Annotated in this window: 21 protein-coding genes; 2 read left to right on the top strand and 19 right to left on the bottom strand. The window is 38.3% G+C overall.

Annotation, left to right across the window (positions count from 1 at the left end):
- Position 1 precedes the first annotated feature (1 nt).
- From ACLTD4_RS02250 to ACLTD4_RS02190, 13 genes are all read right to left on the bottom strand, one after another.
- Positions 2-1,003, bottom strand: a complete 1,002-nt coding sequence (locus ACLTD4_RS02250; RefSeq protein ID WP_148511242.1) for a radical SAM/SPASM domain-containing protein — start codon at positions 1,001-1,003, stop codon at positions 2-4.
- Positions 987-2,204 carry an MFS transporter gene (locus ACLTD4_RS02245; RefSeq protein WP_148511243.1) on the bottom strand — a complete coding sequence of 406 codons (1,218 nt, stop codon included), beginning with the start codon at positions 2,202-2,204 and terminating at the stop codon, positions 987-989. Before ACLTD4_RS02245 ends, ACLTD4_RS02250 begins: the two co-directional genes overlap by 17 nt.
- Complete coding sequence (locus ACLTD4_RS02240) at positions 2,197-3,243, bottom strand: radical SAM/SPASM domain-containing protein (protein ID WP_148511244.1); 1,047 nt, start codon at positions 3,241-3,243, stop codon at positions 2,197-2,199. The genes ACLTD4_RS02245 and ACLTD4_RS02240 overlap by 8 nt, the downstream gene beginning before the upstream one ends.
- 74 nt (positions 3,244-3,317) lie before the next feature.
- Entirely contained in the window at positions 3,318-3,467 is a 150-nt protein-coding gene (locus tag ACLTD4_RS02235) for a hypothetical protein (protein ID WP_187383117.1), read from the bottom strand.
- 50 nt (positions 3,468-3,517) lie between these two features.
- On the bottom strand, positions 3,518-4,558 hold the full coding sequence (locus ACLTD4_RS02230; RefSeq protein ID WP_187383118.1) for a radical SAM/SPASM domain-containing protein: 1,041 nt from the start codon (positions 4,556-4,558) through the stop codon (positions 3,518-3,520).
- Between the two features lie 2 nt (positions 4,559-4,560).
- A complete protein-coding gene (locus tag ACLTD4_RS02225) occupies positions 4,561-5,844 on the bottom strand; it encodes a metallopeptidase TldD-related protein (protein WP_148511246.1) in 1,284 nt (427 codons plus the stop codon).
- The gene (locus ACLTD4_RS02220) at positions 5,841-7,196 is read right to left on the bottom strand and encodes a TldD/PmbA family protein (RefSeq protein WP_148511247.1); all 1,356 of its coding nucleotides are present in this window, start codon (positions 7,194-7,196) and stop codon (positions 5,841-5,843) included. The genes ACLTD4_RS02225 and ACLTD4_RS02220 overlap by 4 nt, the downstream gene beginning before the upstream one ends.
- A gap of 1 nt (position 7,197) precedes the next feature.
- A complete protein-coding gene (locus tag ACLTD4_RS02215) occupies positions 7,198-8,268 on the bottom strand; it encodes a U32 family peptidase (protein ID WP_187383119.1) in 1,071 nt (356 codons plus the stop codon).
- Between the two features lie 8 nt (positions 8,269-8,276).
- The gene (locus ACLTD4_RS02210) at positions 8,277-8,843 is read right to left on the bottom strand and encodes a hypothetical protein (RefSeq protein ID WP_187383120.1); all 567 of its coding nucleotides are present in this window, start codon (positions 8,841-8,843) and stop codon (positions 8,277-8,279) included.
- Positions 8,844-9,318: 475 nt separating this feature from the next.
- Positions 9,319-9,732, bottom strand: coding sequence for a hypothetical protein (locus ACLTD4_RS02205; RefSeq protein WP_412331093.1), 414 nt, complete (start codon positions 9,730-9,732; stop codon positions 9,319-9,321).
- A gap of 281 nt (positions 9,733-10,013) precedes the next feature.
- On the bottom strand, positions 10,014-10,256 hold the full coding sequence (locus ACLTD4_RS02200; protein ID WP_148511250.1) for a hypothetical protein: 243 nt from the start codon (positions 10,254-10,256) through the stop codon (positions 10,014-10,016).
- Positions 10,249-10,815: a hypothetical protein gene (locus tag ACLTD4_RS02195; protein ID WP_148511251.1), complete on the bottom strand. Its 567-nt coding sequence runs from the start codon at positions 10,813-10,815 to the stop codon at positions 10,249-10,251. Before ACLTD4_RS02195 ends, ACLTD4_RS02200 begins: the two co-directional genes overlap by 8 nt.
- Before the next feature lie 122 nt (positions 10,816-10,937).
- On the bottom strand, positions 10,938-11,417 hold the full coding sequence (locus tag ACLTD4_RS02190; RefSeq protein ID WP_148511252.1) for a DDE-type integrase/transposase/recombinase: 480 nt from the start codon (positions 11,415-11,417) through the stop codon (positions 10,938-10,940).
- Positions 11,418-11,577: 160 nt separating this feature from the next.
- Between ACLTD4_RS02190 and ACLTD4_RS02185 the strand changes: the two genes are divergently transcribed.
- Both ACLTD4_RS02185 and ACLTD4_RS02180 read left to right on the top strand, forming a co-directional pair.
- Positions 11,578-11,853, top strand: coding sequence for a hypothetical protein (locus ACLTD4_RS02185; protein ID WP_148511253.1), 276 nt, complete (start codon positions 11,578-11,580; stop codon positions 11,851-11,853).
- Positions 11,854-12,049: 196 nt separating this feature from the next.
- Positions 12,050-13,300, top strand: a complete 1,251-nt coding sequence (locus ACLTD4_RS02180) for an IS256 family transposase (protein WP_055649181.1) — start codon at positions 12,050-12,052, stop codon at positions 13,298-13,300.
- A 195-nt stretch (positions 13,301-13,495) separates the two neighbouring features.
- Here ACLTD4_RS02180 and ACLTD4_RS02175 read toward each other — a convergent pair whose 3' ends face one another.
- Genes ACLTD4_RS02175 through ACLTD4_RS02150 form a run of 6 tightly spaced genes read right to left on the bottom strand, consistent with a single transcriptional unit; the run spans position 13,496 to position 20,119 of the window.
- On the bottom strand, positions 13,496-14,023 hold the full coding sequence (locus tag ACLTD4_RS02175; protein WP_148511281.1) for a helix-turn-helix domain-containing protein: 528 nt from the start codon (positions 14,021-14,023) through the stop codon (positions 13,496-13,498).
- 25 nt (positions 14,024-14,048) lie between these two features.
- A complete protein-coding gene (locus ACLTD4_RS02170) occupies positions 14,049-15,035 on the bottom strand; it encodes a hypothetical protein (protein ID WP_148511282.1) in 987 nt (328 codons plus the stop codon).
- A 2-nt stretch (positions 15,036-15,037) separates the two neighbouring features.
- Complete coding sequence (locus ACLTD4_RS02165; RefSeq protein WP_006772911.1) at positions 15,038-15,868, bottom strand: C39 family peptidase; 831 nt, start codon at positions 15,866-15,868, stop codon at positions 15,038-15,040.
- Positions 15,868-17,694, bottom strand: coding sequence for a VirB4 family type IV secretion system protein (locus ACLTD4_RS02160; protein ID WP_006772910.1), 1,827 nt, complete (start codon positions 17,692-17,694; stop codon positions 15,868-15,870). Before ACLTD4_RS02160 ends, ACLTD4_RS02165 begins: the two co-directional genes overlap by 1 nt.
- On the bottom strand, positions 17,691-18,374 hold the full coding sequence (locus ACLTD4_RS02155) for a hypothetical protein (protein WP_006772909.1): 684 nt from the start codon (positions 18,372-18,374) through the stop codon (positions 17,691-17,693). Before ACLTD4_RS02155 ends, ACLTD4_RS02160 begins: the two co-directional genes overlap by 4 nt.
- A 26-nt stretch (positions 18,375-18,400) precedes the next feature.
- Positions 18,401-20,119, bottom strand: a complete 1,719-nt coding sequence (locus ACLTD4_RS02150; RefSeq protein ID WP_025532131.1) for a hypothetical protein — start codon at positions 20,117-20,119, stop codon at positions 18,401-18,403.
- Positions 20,120-20,269 lie beyond the last annotated feature (150 nt).

Genomic DNA, 20,269 nt, shown 5'->3' with positions numbered 1-20,269 from the left:
CCTATTCTACCCAACACCGTGGATCGCTTGCAAATATATTTCCGCCTTTACTTAATGCAACAGCTCTACAGCCACCACATTTCATTATGTGTTTACACCTTTCACACTTTCCAAGTAACTTGTTTCTATTTTTTAAATCTTTCACCACATTACTATTTTTCCAGATTTCAGAAAATAAAGCATTATTAACATTTCCCAATGGCTCATATAACATTACGCAAGGTAATACAGTTCCATCGGATAGTATACAGCCATTGCCAATGCCAGCCTGGCAACCTCTAAAACCAGCCATATCTTCATAGCTTTTATCTATTGTTACCAACTGTGCTTCATGTGATGTAAACTTCATGCTTCCCAAATACTTTTGCTTTTTTGTATACCATATCTCCATAACATTTTTCCATTCATCTACATTTAAATCTAACTCTTCCATTCCCTTACCCATTGGAACAAATTGAGATAAATTAAATCCATTAACCCCCAGATTATATGACATATCTATAACTTCCTCTAATTCCTTATAGTTAAGTCTTGTTGGCGTCATACAAACATTAGTTTTTATACCACTTTTCACTAACATTTCTATAGCCCGTATAGACTCTTTAAACATGCCTTGTACACCCCTAAAAGTATCATGTGTTTGTGCATTACTTCCATCCAAACTAATCTGTACTCGATCCAATTTAAATTGCTTTATTTTTTCTATTACTTCTTCACAAATCACTATACCATTTGTTCCAACACCAGTAGACAATCCTAAATCTACTGCAGTTTGTGCTATTAAATCAAAATCAGGATGAAGTAAAGGCTCTCCTCCAGATAAAGCTAAATTAAATACGCCACATTTTTTAAGGTCTTTTAAAACTTCAATTATTTTTTCTGTAGATATATCCTCTTTACCAGCCACCGAACTAGAGCAATGTTTACATTTTGAATTACAAATAGAGGTAATACAAAATGTTATGTAAATCGGATACTCAAAATCTTCAATTATTTTTAACATTTGATGCTCCTCCCTTAAGAGAAATACAATAGTTGAGGCCACAAAGCAGAAGCGCCATTACCCCAAAAAACAGCCACGAAAACCTAATACTAACAATATCGGCTACTCTTCCACTTAAGAGCGCAGATATTGGAAGACTTATTGTTGATACCATAAAACTTATGGCATATATACGTCCGCGGTATATATCATCAACTTCCTGCTGAAATAATGTAGCAAACATAACATTAAAAATAGCATTATTACACCCCAAAATGAATCTTAGCAAGAAGACACTTAAAGGACTTGAACTCAACGCTATACCAATAAAACATACACACTCAAAAACTCCTGCTAGGATCATAATTTTATAATAATGACTGTTTACTATTTTTATAACAATCAATGCTCCCAACAACATACCTGCTGCACCAAATGCTTCAACAATACCATATATAGCAATATCTTGGTTGAGTGAATTCTTTATAAAAAGCGGTAAACAATAAAATGATCCTGAAACTAAATTAAGCGTCAAACTCAAAAACAAAAGTAATAATAAATTCTGTTTTCCTAGCAGGTATTTTACTGCACTAAAGCTATCTTTCAGAATATTTGTTTCTTCCACCTCTTCTTTTTCAATTATTTCTACATATTGAATTTTTTTTGTAGATAATGCTGATAGGATAAAAGAAAAACAATTTACCCATAATGTCCATAATCCCCCTAAATACTTAAATGCAAACCCACATACGGAATTACCAATTATGGTTATAATATTAAGTATAAATGTCGATATAGAATTTGCATCTTTTAAATCGCATTGTTCGACAATTTTAGGAGTTATTGAAAATTGTGCAGGATTATAAAGTCCTTGAAAGAAAGCAATAAGTAATGTTAAAATAAAAATATAATAAATATTAACTTTTCCAAATGCAAAAACTAAACTAAATCCAAAAATCAATACGCACCTTGCAAAATCGGCAATTATCATGATTTTCTTTTTAGAATTTCTATCTACAATAACTCCAGAAAAAAAACCAAGAAATATGGCAGGAAGGGTATCGCAGACACTAATGAAACTTAGTTTTGTATTTGAATCAGTTATTTCTGCTGCAATCCATAACATAGCCACCAAATACAGTGTGTCGCCAAAAGTAGAAATCATTTGCCCAAATGTTAACAATCTAAAATTTCTATTATATAACACCTTATGTTTAATCATGACTTTTCCCTGAACATAACCAGCAATGGGGATCTTGTCCTAATGCATCATTGTAATATGCATATGCATTAGCACGGCAACCACCACATGAATTTTTTAAGTTACAATCTCCACATCTCCCAGAAAGTTTATTTTTGTCAATCACATTACCATCTCTTTGATATTTTATAAGTATATCTGACAATTTTTCTTCTTGAAGATTCCCAAGTTTTATTGGTAACATTACGCATGGATGCACATCACCATTTGGTAATATATAGCAATGTGAGTAACCGGCCAAACAACCTTTATATTCTCCCAAAGATTTTGGTTCCAACTCTGGCATAAGTAATGGCATTTTTACATCATGCACTTGAATTCTTACTTTATCTGTATACTTTTCCATTCTATTTTTTACTTGCTCATAAACACACTTCCATTCCATAGGTAGTAAATCAAGACTTTGACTCCCCCTTCCAGTAGCGACATAGTTTGAAACATTCACTACTTTTACGTCCCTGTCAACAATGAAGTCAATTATTTCACCAAGGTCCTGATAGTTGTCCCTCATAGGAGTAATTCCAACTGTTACTGGAAAATTGTTTTTCACACAAAGTTCAATGCCATTTATTGCAGCATCATACGCATCTGAGTTACCTCTGATTTTGTTATGTATATTTCTATCATAATGATCCAAACTAATAAAAATACTATTTAATCGATGCTGAATTAAATTCTGTAATACCTCTTCATTTAATGCAATTGCATTGGTAGCAAGAGCAACCAAAATATTACTATTTACGCAATAATCTATAATATCTAAAATATCAACCCTAGTTATCGCCTCTCCCCCCGTTAATCCAATAAAAACAACCCCCATATTTTTTAGCTGATCAATTATACTGCATATCATTTTAAAATCCATATCACCACTATTCCCAAAAGCATTAAAGTCGGCATTAATAGAACAATGTTGACACCTGGCATTACACCCATATGTTATTGCGAAATCAACATAAAATGGAAATAGCTCTATAGGTTTATTATTTTCTATCTTCATTCCTATCCTCCTCGTATATTAGTGTATTAATGGAGGAGGGGACTCCATTAAATACTAATACTGCTTAATTTTTCTTAAATTACATTCCAAACCATTTGCCGCATTTTTCCCAAATAGTCACAGTAAAGCTCAAGGTCACTATCTGATGAATAACTTTCATTGATAGAACGTGCATCTTCCCAAGGAGTTGCAATTACATCTTTTATCTCATCATAATTACCCATATTGATACCTCCTGAAATCTATTAGCAAAATTTATAAATTCCCCTCTAATCTATAAATCTTTGCACAAATCTTTAAAGCACAAAGGATCCGTAGCATTAATGTCACCTGTCTGTAGATATGCCATTGCTCGGCAACCACCACAAACAGTTTTAGCAGAACATTGTGCGCACTCTCCTTTCAAATGCTTTTTTTTAAATGAATCATTTGTTTCATTTCTGGACCATATTTCACTAAAACTTTTTTCTCTCAAGTTACCTAAGGTTACCGGCAAAAATATACACGGGCGAACTTCTCCTTCTGCCATTATAGCTCCATATGTAGTACCTCCTATACACCCACTGAAGATCCATGAATCTGGTAAATCGTTTTCTAAAATTCCCATTAACGGCTCTTCAATATAAAGCTGTATTTTATCTCCAAACTTTTGTATATACTCAGACCATTTTATACAATGTGCATAATAATCTTCTTTTGATACTACTAAATTTTTTATATATGTACTACCATGTCCAACTGGCATAAAACGCCTTGCCCCAAACGTATCTACACCTAACTCCAATAACAAATGAAGAATACCTTCAATCTGTTCTTTATTACAGTTCATGACTGTAGCTACAGCACCAGTGCGTATTCCAAATTTTTTTAAATTCTTTATTGCATCTATGGCTCCTTCGTAAGCTCCAGATACACCCCTTATAAAATCATGAGTTTTATTATCACAGCCATCTAAACTAATTTGAACTAAGTCTATATTCTCTATAAGGCACAATTTCTCTGCCATAAAAGAATCAATAAACGAACCATTTGAGGTAATTCCTATTTTAAAACCCAAGTCCGATGTATACTTTAGAATTTCCAAGAAATCACTTCTGCAAAATGGCTCCCCTCCACTATAATTTATTTGTTGAATTCCCAATTGTTGCAACTCTATAAGAATTTTTTTAATCTCAATTATACTTAACTCATTCGAATAATCATAACAACGGTCATCATCCATTCGACAATGAATACACCTATAATTACAGTTTGCTGTAAGCTCCCAGGAAATTGTTATTGGGAACTCAAAAATGTCTTCAAAATTTACTCTCATAATCAAACCTCCCATAAATTAACTTCATTCAAAAAAATAGTTGGTGAATAAAAATCTCCTGCTATCCACTCCCCCGGATTAGTAAACTGAGCATTTTGTAACATTTTATCTATATTTATTTGTAAACTATATTCACCTAATCTTTCCAAGAGCTTTCCCTGCCTAATCATGTAACTAATGATAACTTTTCCTCGAAAAATTCCATTGATATTGTCACTAGTACCATTATCTTCGAGAAAATCTATATAATATCCTTCTTGGGTATTATCCAATAAATTTTGATGTTCCAACGATGACAAAATTATTAAATTATTGTAAAAAGGAGCTGGAGGTGTACACCAACCACGTTTACCATTACCACTACTTCGAGTCTTTCTTTTTTGTGCAGTCAGTATATCCGAATAAAATTCATTAATCTTACCATCTTGAACTAATTTAGTAGTTCTACACATGACGCCCTCATCATCAAACGGCTGACTTCCTATCTGCCAATCTGTAATTCCGCAGTCTAAAATATTTACATTACGACCAAACAATTGACTATTTAATTGCTTCATAGTCAACTTCCCATTAAGCGACATACCGAGATAATTCTTTGCTATGCAATAAACTGCAAGTGGTGAAAAAAACACATTTTTTAAGTTTAACTCTCGTATCTGATGATACGGTAAATTTTGTTGTAGAGACACCTTAGAAGAAATTTTATCCACAAAATCATATAATTTACATTTACCATCTCTATAATAAAAAAGTAGATCATTATTTTCCGAAAAGGCCTCAAATTGTACTTTAAGGATAGTCTTTTTATAATTATAATCATATCCTTTTTTTTCACAGAAAAATTTATAATAAAAAATTTCATCTACAATACATTGTATTTGACACCGAAAACGCGGTAACGTAAGTAATAATTTCTCTAATTTTTTTTTCACATTTTGGATAAATAAATAATCTATATTTTCAATTTGCGAATCATATATTTGTACTACTGTTTTTGTAAAACAGCAATTATAATCTTCCATTTTACATTGTTCCGTATTATACTTAAAAGTTTTAAGAGCGTTATTTAGCATCTCATCAGAATCATAATATCCTGAAGCAGTTGAATATCCAATATTGTTATCTCCTACTATCCTTAAAGCCATTTGATCAGATTGAATTCTTTCTTGTGAAATTACACTGTATTTTTCAAAAACATAGCAGCTTTCATTACGGTTAGAAGCAAAAATATCACCATTATATTTTTTTTCAACTTTACTTAATAAATTTTCTGCATTGGTCCTCATTCAATCACCTCTATATGACCTTTTTCAATAAAAAAGTATGGAGATATATACGATACTGGCAATCCTCTTTGAGAATACTTATTACAAGAATACCCTTGTGTTATTTCAGTTTTATTTCCGACCATAGTTATGTTTTTCAGTATACCTATATCTCCATATAGGAAAACATCCTTGCAGCGACCAGAAATCCTTCCATTTTCTATTAAATAAGATTCTCTAGGAATAATTGTAAACTTTTTTATATCTGTACTCGCCCCCTTTAATCCCTTAATTAAAATTCCATACTTTACATTAGCCACCATCTCATCAAATGTTGACGCTCCTGGTTCAACATATATATTACTCATTCTAACTATAGGAGCAAAACGATAATTCAACGCTCTCGCATTTCCGGTTGACTCTCCATTATATTTATAGGCAGTATCTTTAGAATGCATATAGCTTTTTAAATATCCTTCTTTAACTAAAATCGTATCTTTAGATAGTTCACCTTCATCATCATAATAGTAACTCCCTCTAAGACCTTCTATTTTAGGGCAATCATGAACAGTTAACTTAGATGATGCAATTTTTTCTCCTATCTTAAGTTCACTAAGCAATTCTTTATATTCAAAAAAATTATCAGCTTCTAACAAATGCCCTAGAACCTCATGAATCAAAGAGCCGCTTACAATAGGATCTAAAATTATTGGATAATCACCCGAATTAATATTTTTTTTTTCGCTAAAAGTTGACATTTTAAGCAAAGGTTTAATTATCAATTCTTGAGCATCATATAAAAAATCATACCCGATTCCACTACCTATACTAATTGGATATGTAATTATTTTATATCCATCATCAACTATTCCCGCAAAATTTGTTATTATATCTTTTTTTTGTTGCATAATTACACTACCATCAGAACTAAGAAAAACTGTAGTTTTCAATGAGCTTCCATATGAAATTAATGAGCCTTTAATTTGAGGCAAGTCTAAAATATTTTTATTTATACTTTGTAGCAAAGTCATTATTTCATCTATATCAATACGTAAATCTTCCCCAATAAATTTGCATAAACAATTCTTGTCTAGTTTATCTTTGTCGTATGGTCCTAAATATTTTTCTTCATGGATTATATCTTTATATATTTTTTTAATGTCTTGAGGAGAACTAAATATCCTCTTCATTCTTTGCTTATTTGAATAGTATCTGATTTGTCCACCAGTAATACTAGATTTACTTATATCTTCAATGCTATTGTTTCGAATTCTAATACGAGTTGTTTTATTGGATTCCAGATAACATTCTGTTTTAATATCTAAACATGCCATAAACTCCTTAAGAGCAACACATTCATCATAATTTAGCATATTATGCCTCTCCAAATATATTTATGTTTTTAAACATATCCACCAGTGTTTTATTATATGCAGATTCAGTTACACTTTTTTCTGCATATGTCGAACAATGTGAACAATTTAAACAATCAATATTATGAACCGATGTATTTGTGCAATACCCCTCCAAAAACCCCTCCAACTTTTTGTTATCAATAAATGTTGAATATGGAGATGGTGAAAAAAGAGTTAATACATCACATAAATTCCCATCATAATTTTCTTCCGCATAAGCCTGTATTGCTTTCCATGGCATCCCATGAAGAACTGACGGACGTCCCTGTAACTTATAAAAACTTATTCCTATATTTTCAAATAAATGAATATCCTCTGGTCTTATCCAATTTAACTTTAATACATTTTCCTTTTTACTATATTTTTGCATTGCACATCTTGATGTATAATAAATACTCCCATTTTTTTCATTTATATAATGCGAATCATGATTATAATGAAACATTTTATATCCGCAATTCTGATAGCACAAATTGTTAACTATGATTTCTATTCTACTTCCAAATACCTCTGCCATTTTCTCTAATAATTTTAGATCTCTATTTATATCAGCATCTACAACAATTCTGTCTACCCCCATATTTTTATATAAATAAATCTTTTGTATTGAATTCACTTCGCAAATTGTAGATACTACTATTTTACTTTGGGGTAATGTATATTTTATAATTTCCATAATCTCTGGCAATGCCACTGTAAAAGTATCAATCCCCATATTCCACAAAGTTTTTACCAAAATTTTTATTTCATGAAGACCTTCTGCTGTTCCCTCATAATTTGACATACAAGAGGCATTAAAAGTGTAATTAAACCCTATACCTTTTTTTTGTGAGCATGTAACATAGTATTCAAGCTCTTTTAATCCTACTTGGGGTAAAGATTCGCACATTCTTCCTGATTGAACTAATTTCCCCTCTACCATCTGCCCATAAGTTTCTACTACTTTAGCCTTAGGATAATTTTTGTTAAACTCCTCATACTTTTCTAAAGTGGATTCTCTAAAATCAGCAGGAACAGTAAATAATTTCATAAAACCTCCTATAATATATTTCGTAATATTTTTTCTACATCTGTTTTCCTCATTGTTTTTTCTAATAATATAAAAATCTCTTTTTGGGCTTTCTCTTTTGTATAATTTGTATAATATATCTTTGTACATTGCTCCCATTTAATGCTTGTAGTATAGAGAAATGATGACCAATTTTCATTTATTGACCTGTAACTAGAAGCAGCTGTTATATACAATTTTTCCAATAACTCTATTTGAGCTTTATTAAAATCCTCTTTTTTTAAGCCACTTACTAATCTAAGCATTTCGGTACTCTGAGGTGGATTATTTTCTAAAATTTTATATATCAATCTTGCATTTTCACTTATTTTTTTTTGTGTCCATGTTTTTTTCAATAAAGAATATAAATATTTGGATATATAAACAGTTTTTTTCTTATAGATCTTTGAATAAAAAATCTCCTTTTCATTTATTAATAAAACTGCATCTTGCCATGACGAGCCAATATCATTAATAGATTGTATAATATCATCTTTATTACATGCGATTATGCCAAAATCATTTATATAATTTAATAACACTGTCTTACTATCCATACTTCATACACCTACAATTTTCTATAAAATCAAAATCCCAACTACTACTTTTATGCATTTATTATTTGTCTAATTTTAATTAACAAAAGACAATTAGTCAATGCACTTTGCACAATCAGGATACATTTTGCATTAACAGTACCACATGTCATTATATCATTAACTACTATAATGATGACTATTTTTCATGGCTATTTTGACCACTTTTTACATTGAAATAGAAAAGCCTTTGCAATAGAACAGATCACTTGCCACAGAATACTAACCTGTTGTTTAGCGTTCTATAATAATGGTAATAGCACATACACTTTAGGTAATTGTTAAATGCTTTTTTCGTTTCTGTAGATAGTTATCTACAGAAACGGCCGGGGAATCAAGGTCACGATTCAGACAAATTTCTGAATTGACATAAAATATAAGATTTTGGGCGTATGATAATAAGCCCAACAAAGTAGTATGACAAATAAATACTTTTTCAGGCAGCTAAGGGGTTGAGGCTTCTGATGTATTGTGGACAATTCATACGGTATGCGACGATTACCGTAAGCTGTCTGGCAATTCCGGCCAGAAATACGTCTGCCTTGGTAGTGGCGTGATTCCGCGTCCTGCACCCGGCAACACACATATTGATTTTAAAGTGGTTGATTGCCCGTTCCACAATCGTCCTGATTTTATAAAGGGAGATCCATTCGTCCGTATCCCTTTGGATTCCTGGAAACATGCGGAAATCCATGTTTTCGTAGGTATAGGTGGTCCGGCCTTTCTTAGCAGTGCTGCAAGGCTCTTTACAGTCGCAGACCCACTGCCCTTTTACCATGTGGACCTTAGGACAGCCCCATTTATCGCGGTCAGCCCGCCCTTTTTCATGACAATGCCCAAGATATTTCATATCTAAAGAGGGGTCTTTTGGGCAAGTGGGATAGCCATAAAGATTGTACCCGACTTTTTCAAGGCTACTTTCATTCCGGGGATTATAAGGAATTAGAGCCCTGGAAAAATGGAATTCATGTTTAAGAAATCCATAGGTATCAATGGTATCAAAGGCGGAATTCCCCAGAAAGGTGTCCGGCTGGAAATGTGGATGCAGGGTAAAAAAGTCAGAAAGTACCGGCTTTAAGGAGGAGGAATCGCCAATGGATTTATCTTCATCAGGAGAATCAGATTTTTTTTCTACCGGCATTTCAGGATGTGCCTGTTTGAAAGCATCATCCAAAAAAGTAATGTGGCGGATAATGCCAAGTCCATTCGTAAGAATGGCAAACTTGTCAGCATAGCAGAAATTTCTGAATCCAACAGACGATACAGGTATTCCTGGTGGGATTCCCGTTCCATCATGATGGAACGGTCGGCAAGGTTGGAAGACAGCCTCAGCTTTTTACAGCATTCAAGTATTTCTTTATGATAATCAGCCATTGGAAGCCACACCTCCTCCCAGCAGACAGCGGTCATACGACTCAAGGTCAGCAGTCATCTGTTCCAAGTGCGGGACTGTGCCGTGTATAATCATAGGTGGGAGTTCCGGAACATCCGCATAAATCCTGCGATAAAGATTCTGAAGACTGTCCGCATCAGTTGCCTGGTCTACCGTTTGTACTGCACTGTCAAATCCGGTGCGTCTGGTCAGCTCTGCGATGACTTTAAGGATCTTTCCGCGGTCTGTCCCATGACAATCACTTAGATAATTCCGCATCCCGGATGGCATCATTTCATAAATGCCTGTGTTCATGAGGGAACGGGGAGGGCGGCTGATATAACTCAGATATGGGATCCATTCCATACTTTCCTGTTTTTGGTCTCCATAAAGACGCTTGTGGGTAATGATCTCACGCAGGTTTTCATCCAGCACCGTTACTGTCGCAGAGGACAGCTTTAATGTCACCACAGCATTCGTGTGTTTGGGAGATACTGAATATTCATGCTTTCCTTTGTACAGGGTAAACTTTCCCCAGCCATTCGTGGTAATTGTCTTCATGCCGGCCAATTCAAAAGGAATGGCTGGCAATGCCAGAAAGGAATGCCGGTCTTTGCTGAACAGCGCCTGTATTGTACAGTCATGCCGGTAGTGCTCACGGTCTCCATCCAGATCGCTCTCCTTTAATGCGTTTCCATTATAGTCAGCGAGTGCGGGAAACCGGGGATGGGAACCAGAAAGTTGCGGCGGCTGTATCCGACCTTATTCTCGATATTGCCTTTTTCCCATCTGGATGCAGGATTGCAGAAGACCGCTTTGAAACCATAGTGTTCACGGAACCGGATAAACCGCTCGGTCAGTTCCCGCCCGCCGCCTTTGATGATCTCAGTGACAATGGTGGAAGTATTATCGAACCAGACTTCCCCCGGCACGCCTCCTATATGGCGGAAGATGGCATCCAGTGATTCCAGCAGACATTCCATGTTTTCCCCATAAAGCAACTGATGAAATCCCTGATTGCTGTATGGAAATGAGAGCACAAGGTATTTGCCGGAATGCTTTGTACCATTCTCATAAAAATCGGCAGAACCGAAGTCACACTGTGCCTCACCCGGGTAATGGTTGAGGGGGATTTTCCCTTTGTCTTTGTTTTCAAGGTACAATTGCTTTTTCTTTTTTTGACATAGTCAGCCACCAGCCGGTAAGAGCATTCAAAATCCTCCGTTTCATTTGTCAGGCGTACATACACCCGTTTAGCGGTGTGCCGCCGCTTGCGTGGGGCCTTTTTGTCGTCCATAAGCCACTGATCGATCAGTGATTTATATGGATCCAGTTTTGGACAGCATGGCTGCTGAAGGACCGGCTTGGGTGCCGGCATATCTGAAATCGCAGCCATCACAAGACTGCCTGCTTAAAACAAAGCTCTCTACATCCGAAGTATTTTCAATTCTCAGCCACCAGGGGGCGCTTGTATACCCAGGCACACTAATTACAAGTGAGCCGATAAAAAAGATGAAAGACATATACAAACATTTTAAAATCAAATGTCCAGAAGAAATACCATACGCCCCAACGGAGGATGAGTATTCCAGAATGTAGAAGGAATTAACTGGCGGGAACTACGGGTAATGCATTGGTAACAGCGCTTTAACCTGTATTTTGCAATAGTACTAGAGAGTGTAAAATAAAGTGTGTAAGTTAAGAAAAGAAAATTTCAAAACTTACGCACTTTGTTCGTTTCACAGAGTGTGTTAAGATATCAGGAAAGGATTAGCAAAGGATGAACACACTCAGTATGGCAAGAAAGAAAAAAGATTTAAATCCCAATCAACAGCTGGCGAGAGCAATTCTCGAGCAATACCAGCCTAAAAGCGTAGAAGATATGCAGGATGCTTTAAAAGATATTTTTGGTCCTATGTTTGAAGCAATGCTTCAAGGAGAAATGAACAGCCATTTAGGTTATTCCAGCAATGAGCGTGGAGAAAAGGAAACTTTAAACAGAAGAAACGGTTATACCAAAAAGACTTTAAAAACAACGGTTGGAGATGTCCCTGTTGAAGTTCCACGTGACCGTGAGGGAACCTTTGAACCGACCATTGTGCCAAAAAGAAAAAGAGATGTTTCCGCTATCGAAGATAAAGTTCTGGCTATGTATGCAAAAGGAATGAGCCAGCGGGATATTGCGGATACGATCGAAGATATTTATGGATTTGATATCTCCCACGAAACTATCTCTGAAATTACAGACAGCGTCCTGGAACAGCTTGAAGAATGGCAGAACCGTCCTCTGAAGAAATTTTATACGTTCTTATTTGTGGATTGTTTGTACGTAACGATTCGTAAAGACTATGAGACAAAGAATTATGCCGTTTATGTAATTCTGGGCTATGATGTGGATGGACAGAAAGATATTCTTGGTCTTTGGCTTAGTGAATCAGAAAGTAAGCATCAATGGATGCAGATTTTTGATGAGATTAAGAATCGGGGCGTGGAAGATGTGCTGTTTCTTTCTATGGATGGTGTAAGCGGACTTGAGGAGGGAGCAAAAGCAATTTTCCCCAATGTAGCGGTTCAAAGATGTATTGTCCATCTTATCCGCAATGCCATAAAATATGTTCCAAATAAAGACTATAAACGTTTTACAGCCCAGTTGAAAAAGGTCTACGGTGCGGCCAGTCTGAAAGCGGCAGAATCTGAATTTGAACGTTTTAAGCAGGCATGGAGTCAATACCCGGGTGCCGTAGACGTATGGGTACGCAACTGGCAGCATGTAGCCCAGCTATTTCGATATGGAAGTGCCGTAAGAAAAATCCTATATACCACAAATGCGGTAGAAAGTGTCAATGCAAGCTTTCGTAAAGTAACCAAAAAAGGAGCATTTCCCAATGAGAATGCACTGCTTAAGTTGTTGTATCTGAGGGTAACAGAGCTATATAAAAAATGGAATGGCCGTCCCCTGAACAATTGGGCTCTTGTCCGCAATCAGTTAGACATGGACGAAAACCTTCAGGAAAGAATCCGGAAATATGAAAATGGAGGATTCTAACGGGTTATTGGCATGATACCCTATTAGAAATATTCCCAAAACACTTTAACAAAGTATCATTCAAAAGCGTCGGATGATACAAATGGGGAGGTTCCCCTCCCCAAAAAATTTTCTTAAAACTTACACAAAAAACTTGACAAACCCTAGTACTATATATCTTTTTCCGCTTATTATTGTTCTATCTCTACTGTTTATTCAAGGTGGTATCAAAATGATCTCCTCCCCAGGCCAATATAGAATATGACTAAAGTTTGCTCTCCGGTTACATAATATTTTTTCCAGATAATACTTTGTCCACATTTCTTCAATTAGAATATGAACAAATTTTGTAGTGTTCAAAATGTTCTTTTCACCCCATATTATCACTTGCTTTAATGGTATCGATTCCTTATCACCTTTTGAATCTTCAGCCGCGTTCTTCTCTATTATTGTTTTTACCTCTTTGTTTTCTACGAAAAAGCAAAGTATATAAAGATTTGATGTCTGCCCGTTATTGTTCTCCCGGAAACGACTTTTCTTTTTAACAAATCCACTCTCTGTTAATTCCCTTAAAGCCCGTTTAACAGTAGACACACTAATATGCAGCTCCCGGCTCATTGTAGCAATCGCCGGAAAACATGTTCCCTCTTTATTTGATCGATCAATCAGATACACAAGCACTTGCAGAGCACGACTCTTTAACGTAGACTGATACGCTTTCTGCTTCATCTCATACTTATTCATAAATTTCCCTCCTGACTATTTCAAACTATTTTTCTATGATATATGGTTTTACGATTGTTTTATATATATTTCCATTGCTCTTCCCATTCAAGCAATCCGGCTGATATTCTAAAAACAGCACCCGATGCTTATCCGTAGAAAACGAGTCTTCATAAGCTCGCCGATGCTCCTGAGTCACAAACGGAAATAAAATAATCACGCACTGATCCTCATACTGTTCCAACAGTTTCAAAGTATGAGGGAGCTCATAGGGCTTTGTCCCGCATACCAATAATAAGATATCTGGCATTGTACCTGGCTCTCCCGTGCCGTAATCCGTCACAAAAAACGAATATTCCTGCGTAGGCTGTCTTTTATAATATCCCACCTTATCCATAACAAATCCCTCATCTTTCGGCACCATTTCATAATCTATCGCTAAACATTCCATATGCCCCGATTCATTTGCCTCCACATAGCAGGAACGGCCGCCTACCTCCGTCAGCCAATTTGCAAGCCCCAGTGCTACCGTAGTCGTGCCAATCCTTCCCTGTGATCCCACCACCGCGATCTGGATCCGACTGCATGAAAAATTATAGCGCTCCCCCTCATGGTATATCTCTTGTTTCTCCCTGATCCGATATTTTCGAAGTCCCTGACTGCTAAGACACTCCTCAATTTCTTCCTGCTGTCTTTCAATCGCTCTTTCGGTAACAATATTCCCAATCCCTGCCTCCAGAAGTTTTATAAACAACGCCTCTTCCTGCCCCAATCCCTCAGCAATTACAGTCACTCTGGCCTGGTACATCGTCAAGAACTCTTCTATCGCTTGCACAAATGCATCGTCACTGTCTCTGAACGCCCCTCGATCCAATATCAACTCAGTACAATGAGAAAAATTCCGCATATCATAAATAACAAACTGCTTCAGGATAAAACTGCCGGTCATCTTCTTGACCGGCAGCGTTCCTTCCCTTTCAATATAAAAATCAAGCAGATCTGTGTGATCCTGCGTTGTCATATATAAAATCAAAATTATGCTCCTTTCTTTCCAATTGCCCAGAATGGCCCGCCAGCCCCAGCTCCCTTTCTGGCTTCATTCATAATCAGAGATAAATCCCACTCCTGATTGCTGCGTTCTATACTGGCCGGATCCGCTACCAAAATCTTTCCTTCTCGCGTAACTCCTCGCAGGACAATAAAGTGTCCGTTTTTCGTGAAATGCCCCTTTGCCATAATCGCCACTACCAATTCCCTATTTTTCAGAGCATCCACAATCTCCTGAGCCGTTAAATTACCTTTTGCAGTCAAACCATACGATTCGGCCGCTCCCGGTATCAGGCTATGGTAAGAACCGCTTCCTGAGCAATAGTAGCCATTCTGATAGGACCACCCCGCCATATGCGGCGGATCTACTGCTTGTCCGGTCAGTGTAGAAATCACAATACTCATACTCGTAGGCCCGCAGCCACTGCGTCCTATCGTACTGTCTCCATAGGACGCCCCTGCCCATCGTTTATCCAACTGACTGTAATATACAACTTCCGTTTCTCCAGCATCTCCAAATACCACTCCCTCGTAAGTCTGGCCGTTCCCCTGAAGATAGTCGTTTTCATAAATACCGAGATTCTGGTGATAGCCGTGATCAATTTGAAACTCTTCCACCAGCTCCAGCTCCTCTGCATCCAGAAACACTTTTAATACCGACAATGGATTCGTAATCAGGTAAAGAGAGAATGAAATAACGAAAAGCAGGAAAGCCACCGGAGTCACAATTAAGACAATCATCCGGTTTCTGGCCTTTTCATCTGATGCAGCTCGCGCGGCTATGCCCACGGCTGTCTTAATCACAACCGGTGAAATCATCAGCGGCCACCCGCCTTTCCCATATATTGAAACTTGTATTCCGGAATATCAAACTGAATGTGAAGCCGCTTTGCTCCGACAATAAAAAGGGCATGTCCTCTCCGTCTCGCCAGCAGCAATTCTTGTTCGGCCTCCGTAAGATCATAGAGCTGTCTGGTTTCTTTTAAGTTCGGCCCATCCGTTCCCATCAGGATTTTATAGCAGGGCACATCCAAAAGGGCCTGTCCGTACTGCCGGATTGATTCGCTTAGAAAGTCACGGACACTGTGAGAAATAATCGCCACCGCCGCCTCATACTTCCTTGCACGTTTCATCATATTGCGCAAATATACCATAGCCTGTGGAACTTTCTGGTCGATCATCAAATAAGCCTCATCCCCTGCCATTAAAATCCGTTCACTCCTATCCCAGCTCATCAACCGCCAGTTATACAGCATAATCAGGAAATACTGGGCGCGCTGCACATTTTCTCCCGTCTCCTGAAGCGCATGGGTATCCAGTACTAGGAAACGGGCGCTGCTTGCCACTGTGCTGTGCCCATTCCAGATAAAACTGTCAGCTCCGTATACCAGATCGTAGAGAAGGTTAAGCAGTTCCTTATATACAATTTCACCCGGTTGTTCTTCAGCTCGGCTCTTCAGCAGCAGATAAAGGTCTGTAAAAACAGGAAAATCCTTTGCTTCCAACTCTAAAATATCCGTATCCCAATCAATCCGAAACTGCGCATACAGTTCTACCAGACAGCGTTTCAGAGTAGCTTTCTGCATATCCGACAGGGACGGAAGATAGAGGCCAAACCAGATATCGAGATTTTTCAAGTGCATGGCGAGATCATTAATTCCGTAGCCTTCATCACGGTACAGCCGGTTCTCTTCAGGTTCCTCTTCATCATCTCTGGGAGACGGCAGTACCTGCAATGGGTTTAACCTCCCCTTAAAACCGCCTGTAGCGCTGATCCAGTCTCCGGAGAGTTTCTGACACATTTCCTTGTACTCACTTTCCGGATCGATGACAATAATTTTTGTACCTCTCATATATTCAGACAGCAGGATATGCTTCACCGCGGTAGATTTACCAACCCCTGAATTTCCCATGACACAGAAATTGCTGTTAGTCCTGTCGCCTCCCCGTTTCCATGGATCCACAATAATCAGACCGCCGCTGGTATCTTTTGCAAAATAGTAGCCGCTTCCATCGTTAAATCCGCTGCTTGCAAAAGGAAATCCACCCACAAAGGTCGAAATCGGCACTACTTTCTGCAAAATTGTTTCGATCTTACTATGATTGGGGTACGTTGGACTTAAATGCATGAAACACTCTTTCTGAAGGTTTGGAATCACCCGCATCTTGCATTTCATAACGCTGATACTGCTCTCTGCCCTCCGGCAGATTCTTTTGAAGATCTTCTCGTCACTGGAAACCGGCATAACCGACACACTCATAAGCCCCACGGTCTCACCTTCCCGGTCGATCTGTGCGATTACAGTCTCCCCGTCTTCCGCAGCTTTTTCCGCTCTTTGGCGGGAAAGTGGATCTTTCGCCGCCTCCGCAATCCCTCTCTGCTGCACAACACTGCGTGAGATACTATTGATTAATTCCGCATTATCGACGGGATTGAATCCAATGGACACGATTGTACTGGGAATATTAGTAATCTTGGACAGCCACTCAGATTCCACCGTCTGGGGATAACGGATAATCCCGTAGATTTTCCCCACATTTTCTCCTATGGAAAGTTGATTTTTTTGAAATTCCAGGCCAACCGGCGTAATGGTATTTAGCAGGGCTGGATTCTCCCTTATCACTTCCATATCTCGTTTTTTCATACAATGCCCTCCTTCAGCAATGGAATCGTTGCTTCGTAGTCTGGTTCTTCTAAATGAGAATACGCCGGATTATGGACCAGATTCAGCAGCCGGACAATCTCTTTTTCCTGCAAAATATCACACAGTACACCACCAGCACTGAATTTTTCACAGAGCAGAGCCGCCGTTTTCTGTAAATCCGCCTCACAGCCCTCAGCCTGCTTTTCCCAGATCATAAGATAAAACTGGCGTTCCACAATATCTCCGGATAAGGCATATCCACTCATCTGCACAATTTCCTGCTTTAACAGTTCTTTCTGCTTCTCCCCTGCCTCTGGAAGCAATTCAGTCATTTCCTGGATGACTGGTGAGATATCCACTGGTCTGGATACCGCCAGAAATTTAAAAGGTCTCTGAATATCTGATAGTTCTGCTGTTAAAGTCCTGATCAAAGTATTTTTCTCTGAGGTACTGTATAAATCAATGCTGATGGCGTGAATTCTCAAATAAAGAAAAACATAGCCATCCCTCGAATAAAGAAATTTATCCCGGATATCCTTCACGTTCATAAACTCCTGAGCCGTTTGCATGGCAGCTTGTTCTCCGGAAGCCGGCTGCCGTTTTTTATCTGCTCGTAAGAAGTACAAAAGAATACCGCCACCCATAAGAGTGACGGTCAGTGTAACCATCGGTATGATCATAGTCTGCAAAATAGTATCCTCCTCGGTTAGTTGGCAGGACGAATATGCCAGTCAAAAAACAAGTTGCCCCGAACGGTCAGATCATCGGTTAAGTGGATTTTCAGCATTCCCGCCGGGGTCCATGCATCCAGAACTTCTCCATATACTTCATACGGTCCATCCGGAAACCATACCGGCGAAAAATGAGATCTTCGCTGATAGGTACTGTATGGATTCTTTTGTAATTCAAAACTGGATGCATATCCTCCTGCCATTCGTTCTAACAGTCTCCAATACGTCTGATAGGCAAATTCAGGGAAATAGGTTACAACGTTTTGAGCTCCGGTTATTGCTGCAGATGAGGCATCAGAACTCACTCTGGCAGTTGCCTTCACATTAATCCCGTACCCGGATTTCATAACGCAGCCTTCCGCTGTTGGATTCCTCTCGTCGGGCTTGATTGACATGGAAGCGGATATACTGGCAAAGTATGGAATCCAGTCAAATTCATACCAGCCATGATCACAATAATACCCGGACTCATCTTCGCTCCCGTCGTGATATACCCAATGTTCCTGCCACCAGCAATCCCACTCTCCCCAGGTCAGCTCTGTCACATCTCGTTTATTTGGCACGTTTGGAAGGCGGTAGCTGTCGTTTCGATCGTTGGCCTGGGGATCCGGCGGTGGATTTTCATTCAAATCTACAACACGTACCGTCATTTGAGTCGTGCTCAAAGTTCCTTTATTGGATGATATCGTAATCTTGATATCCTGAGGTGTTGAAGGAGTATGCCATTTTACCCACACCAGCTGACTGCCGCCTTCTGGCATTACAATATCGGTCATCTGACACCTTCTCCCCTTAATGCGAAAAGTAACAGTGGCCTTGCTTCTGTTATTGATTTCCCGGTCAGAATACAGGCTTACTGCCGTAATCACATCCGTGTCGACTCGATATTCCTGATCGTATTCCATTTCTGTTACAGGAGGATCTTCTTCCGGCTGTGCCGCATAACTTACTATTCCGATTCCCAAAATCAAGATCATCTCGTTGGTTGTTCTGGCGCTTCCTTTTGGGCCGGTATAAGCCTTAAAGCCTAAATCATCACGCTCTAAAAACATGGATAAGGCAAAATTTTTCATTACAACCGTGGGAAAATGACTTCCTAAGTCTCCATTAGTTGTACGGTTATAAAGCCCGGCTTCCGTAACTGTCATAGCAAAAAATAAGTGATTGTACCAAAGATAGATTACAGGCTCTAAAATCACTTTATACTTGCCGGAAATCAAATCATTTAGCTCAATCCCTGTATAAGAAGCCACCATGGACGCAGCCCCTTCGGAACAAAAATAAGTTTTAATCGCATTCATGTCTGCTTTTCCGCTATTGGTTGTGATGATTTTGGGGATAGGGGTATCCGGATGAAAATACTCGTATTGTGTTTGTATATTCAGTGCTGCGCCATTTCGATATTGAAGTTTGCTCACTTTTCCAAAATTAAAAATATCGCTTGATACAGCCGCCACATTACTGTTGGTAAAATCAATCGGTGACGTCACCTGTTGTCCGGTTCCTGCATCTACTATCGTAATACGAATCCCTTCATAACCAGTTGGCCATTCATATCCTGCTACCCCCTGATTGACATGGCCGCCTCCTCCATCTATATTTCCATCCCCCTGTATCGCAAATGCCTTTGCAGACGGAACCAACCACAAGCATATACAAAGAATAATTGATAACAGCCTATGCTTTAATTTCATATGACTCCCTTCTTAAACGAAAAAAGAGACACCAACTTGGCATCTCTCTCTTTCTAGCGTATTCATCTACTGCATCGTTCCAACCTGTTTATTCCAATCTCCATCAGAATGAGCTGGTATCTCCGTTACTCCGCCTCCTGTCTCCACATA

This window comes from Hungatella sp., from assembly GCF_046966825.1.
This window is presented reverse-complemented; position numbering and strand designations above follow the sequence as displayed.

Bases quoted from the DNA above. Each gene is read 5' to 3' on its own strand.
- ACLTD4_RS02250 (WP_148511242.1), bottom strand. From the start codon at position 1,003: ATGTTAAAAATAATTGAAGATTTTGAGTATCCGATTTACATAACATTT.
- ACLTD4_RS02245 (WP_148511243.1), bottom strand. From the start codon at position 2,204: ATGATTAAACATAAGGTGTTATATAATAGAAATTTTAGATTGTTAACA.
- ACLTD4_RS02240 (WP_148511244.1), bottom strand. From the start codon at position 3,243: ATGAAGATAGAAAATAATAAACCTATAGAGCTATTTCCATTTTATGTT.
- ACLTD4_RS02235 (WP_187383117.1), bottom strand. From the start codon at position 3,467: ATGGGTAATTATGATGAGATAAAAGATGTAATTGCAACTCCTTGGGAA.
- ACLTD4_RS02230 (WP_187383118.1), bottom strand. From the start codon at position 4,558: ATGAGAGTAAATTTTGAAGACATTTTTGAGTTCCCAATAACAATTTCC.
- ACLTD4_RS02225 (WP_148511246.1), bottom strand. From the start codon at position 5,844: ATGAGGACCAATGCAGAAAATTTATTAAGTAAAGTTGAAAAAAAATAT.
- ACLTD4_RS02220 (WP_148511247.1), bottom strand. From the start codon at position 7,196: ATGCTAAATTATGATGAATGTGTTGCTCTTAAGGAGTTTATGGCATGT.
- ACLTD4_RS02215 (WP_187383119.1), bottom strand. From the start codon at position 8,268: ATGAAATTATTTACTGTTCCTGCTGATTTTAGAGAATCCACTTTAGAA.
- ACLTD4_RS02210 (WP_187383120.1), bottom strand. From the start codon at position 8,843: ATGGATAGTAAGACAGTGTTATTAAATTATATAAATGATTTTGGCATA.
- ACLTD4_RS02205 (WP_412331093.1), bottom strand. From the start codon at position 9,732: ATGAAATATCTTGGGCATTGTCATGAAAAAGGGCGGGCTGACCGCGAT.
- ACLTD4_RS02200 (WP_148511250.1), bottom strand. From the start codon at position 10,256: ATGGCTGATTATCATAAAGAAATACTTGAATGCTGTAAAAAGCTGAGG.
- ACLTD4_RS02195 (WP_148511251.1), bottom strand. From the start codon at position 10,815: ATGAAGACAATTACCACGAATGGCTGGGGAAAGTTTACCCTGTACAAA.
- ACLTD4_RS02185 (WP_148511253.1), top strand. From the start codon at position 11,578: ATGGATCCAGTTTTGGACAGCATGGCTGCTGAAGGACCGGCTTGGGTG.
- ACLTD4_RS02180 (WP_055649181.1), top strand. From the start codon at position 12,050: ATGGCAAGAAAGAAAAAAGATTTAAATCCCAATCAACAGCTGGCGAGA.
- ACLTD4_RS02175 (WP_148511281.1), bottom strand. From the start codon at position 14,023: ATGAATAAGTATGAGATGAAGCAGAAAGCGTATCAGTCTACGTTAAAG.
- ACLTD4_RS02165 (WP_006772911.1), bottom strand. From the start codon at position 15,868: ATGATTTCACCGGTTGTGATTAAGACAGCCGTGGGCATAGCCGCGCGA.
- ACLTD4_RS02160 (WP_006772910.1), bottom strand. From the start codon at position 17,694: ATGAAAAAACGAGATATGGAAGTGATAAGGGAGAATCCAGCCCTGCTA.
- ACLTD4_RS02155 (WP_006772909.1), bottom strand. From the start codon at position 18,374: ATGATCATACCGATGGTTACACTGACCGTCACTCTTATGGGTGGCGGT.
- ACLTD4_RS02150 (WP_025532131.1), bottom strand. From the start codon at position 20,119: ATGAAATTAAAGCATAGGCTGTTATCAATTATTCTTTGTATATGCTTG.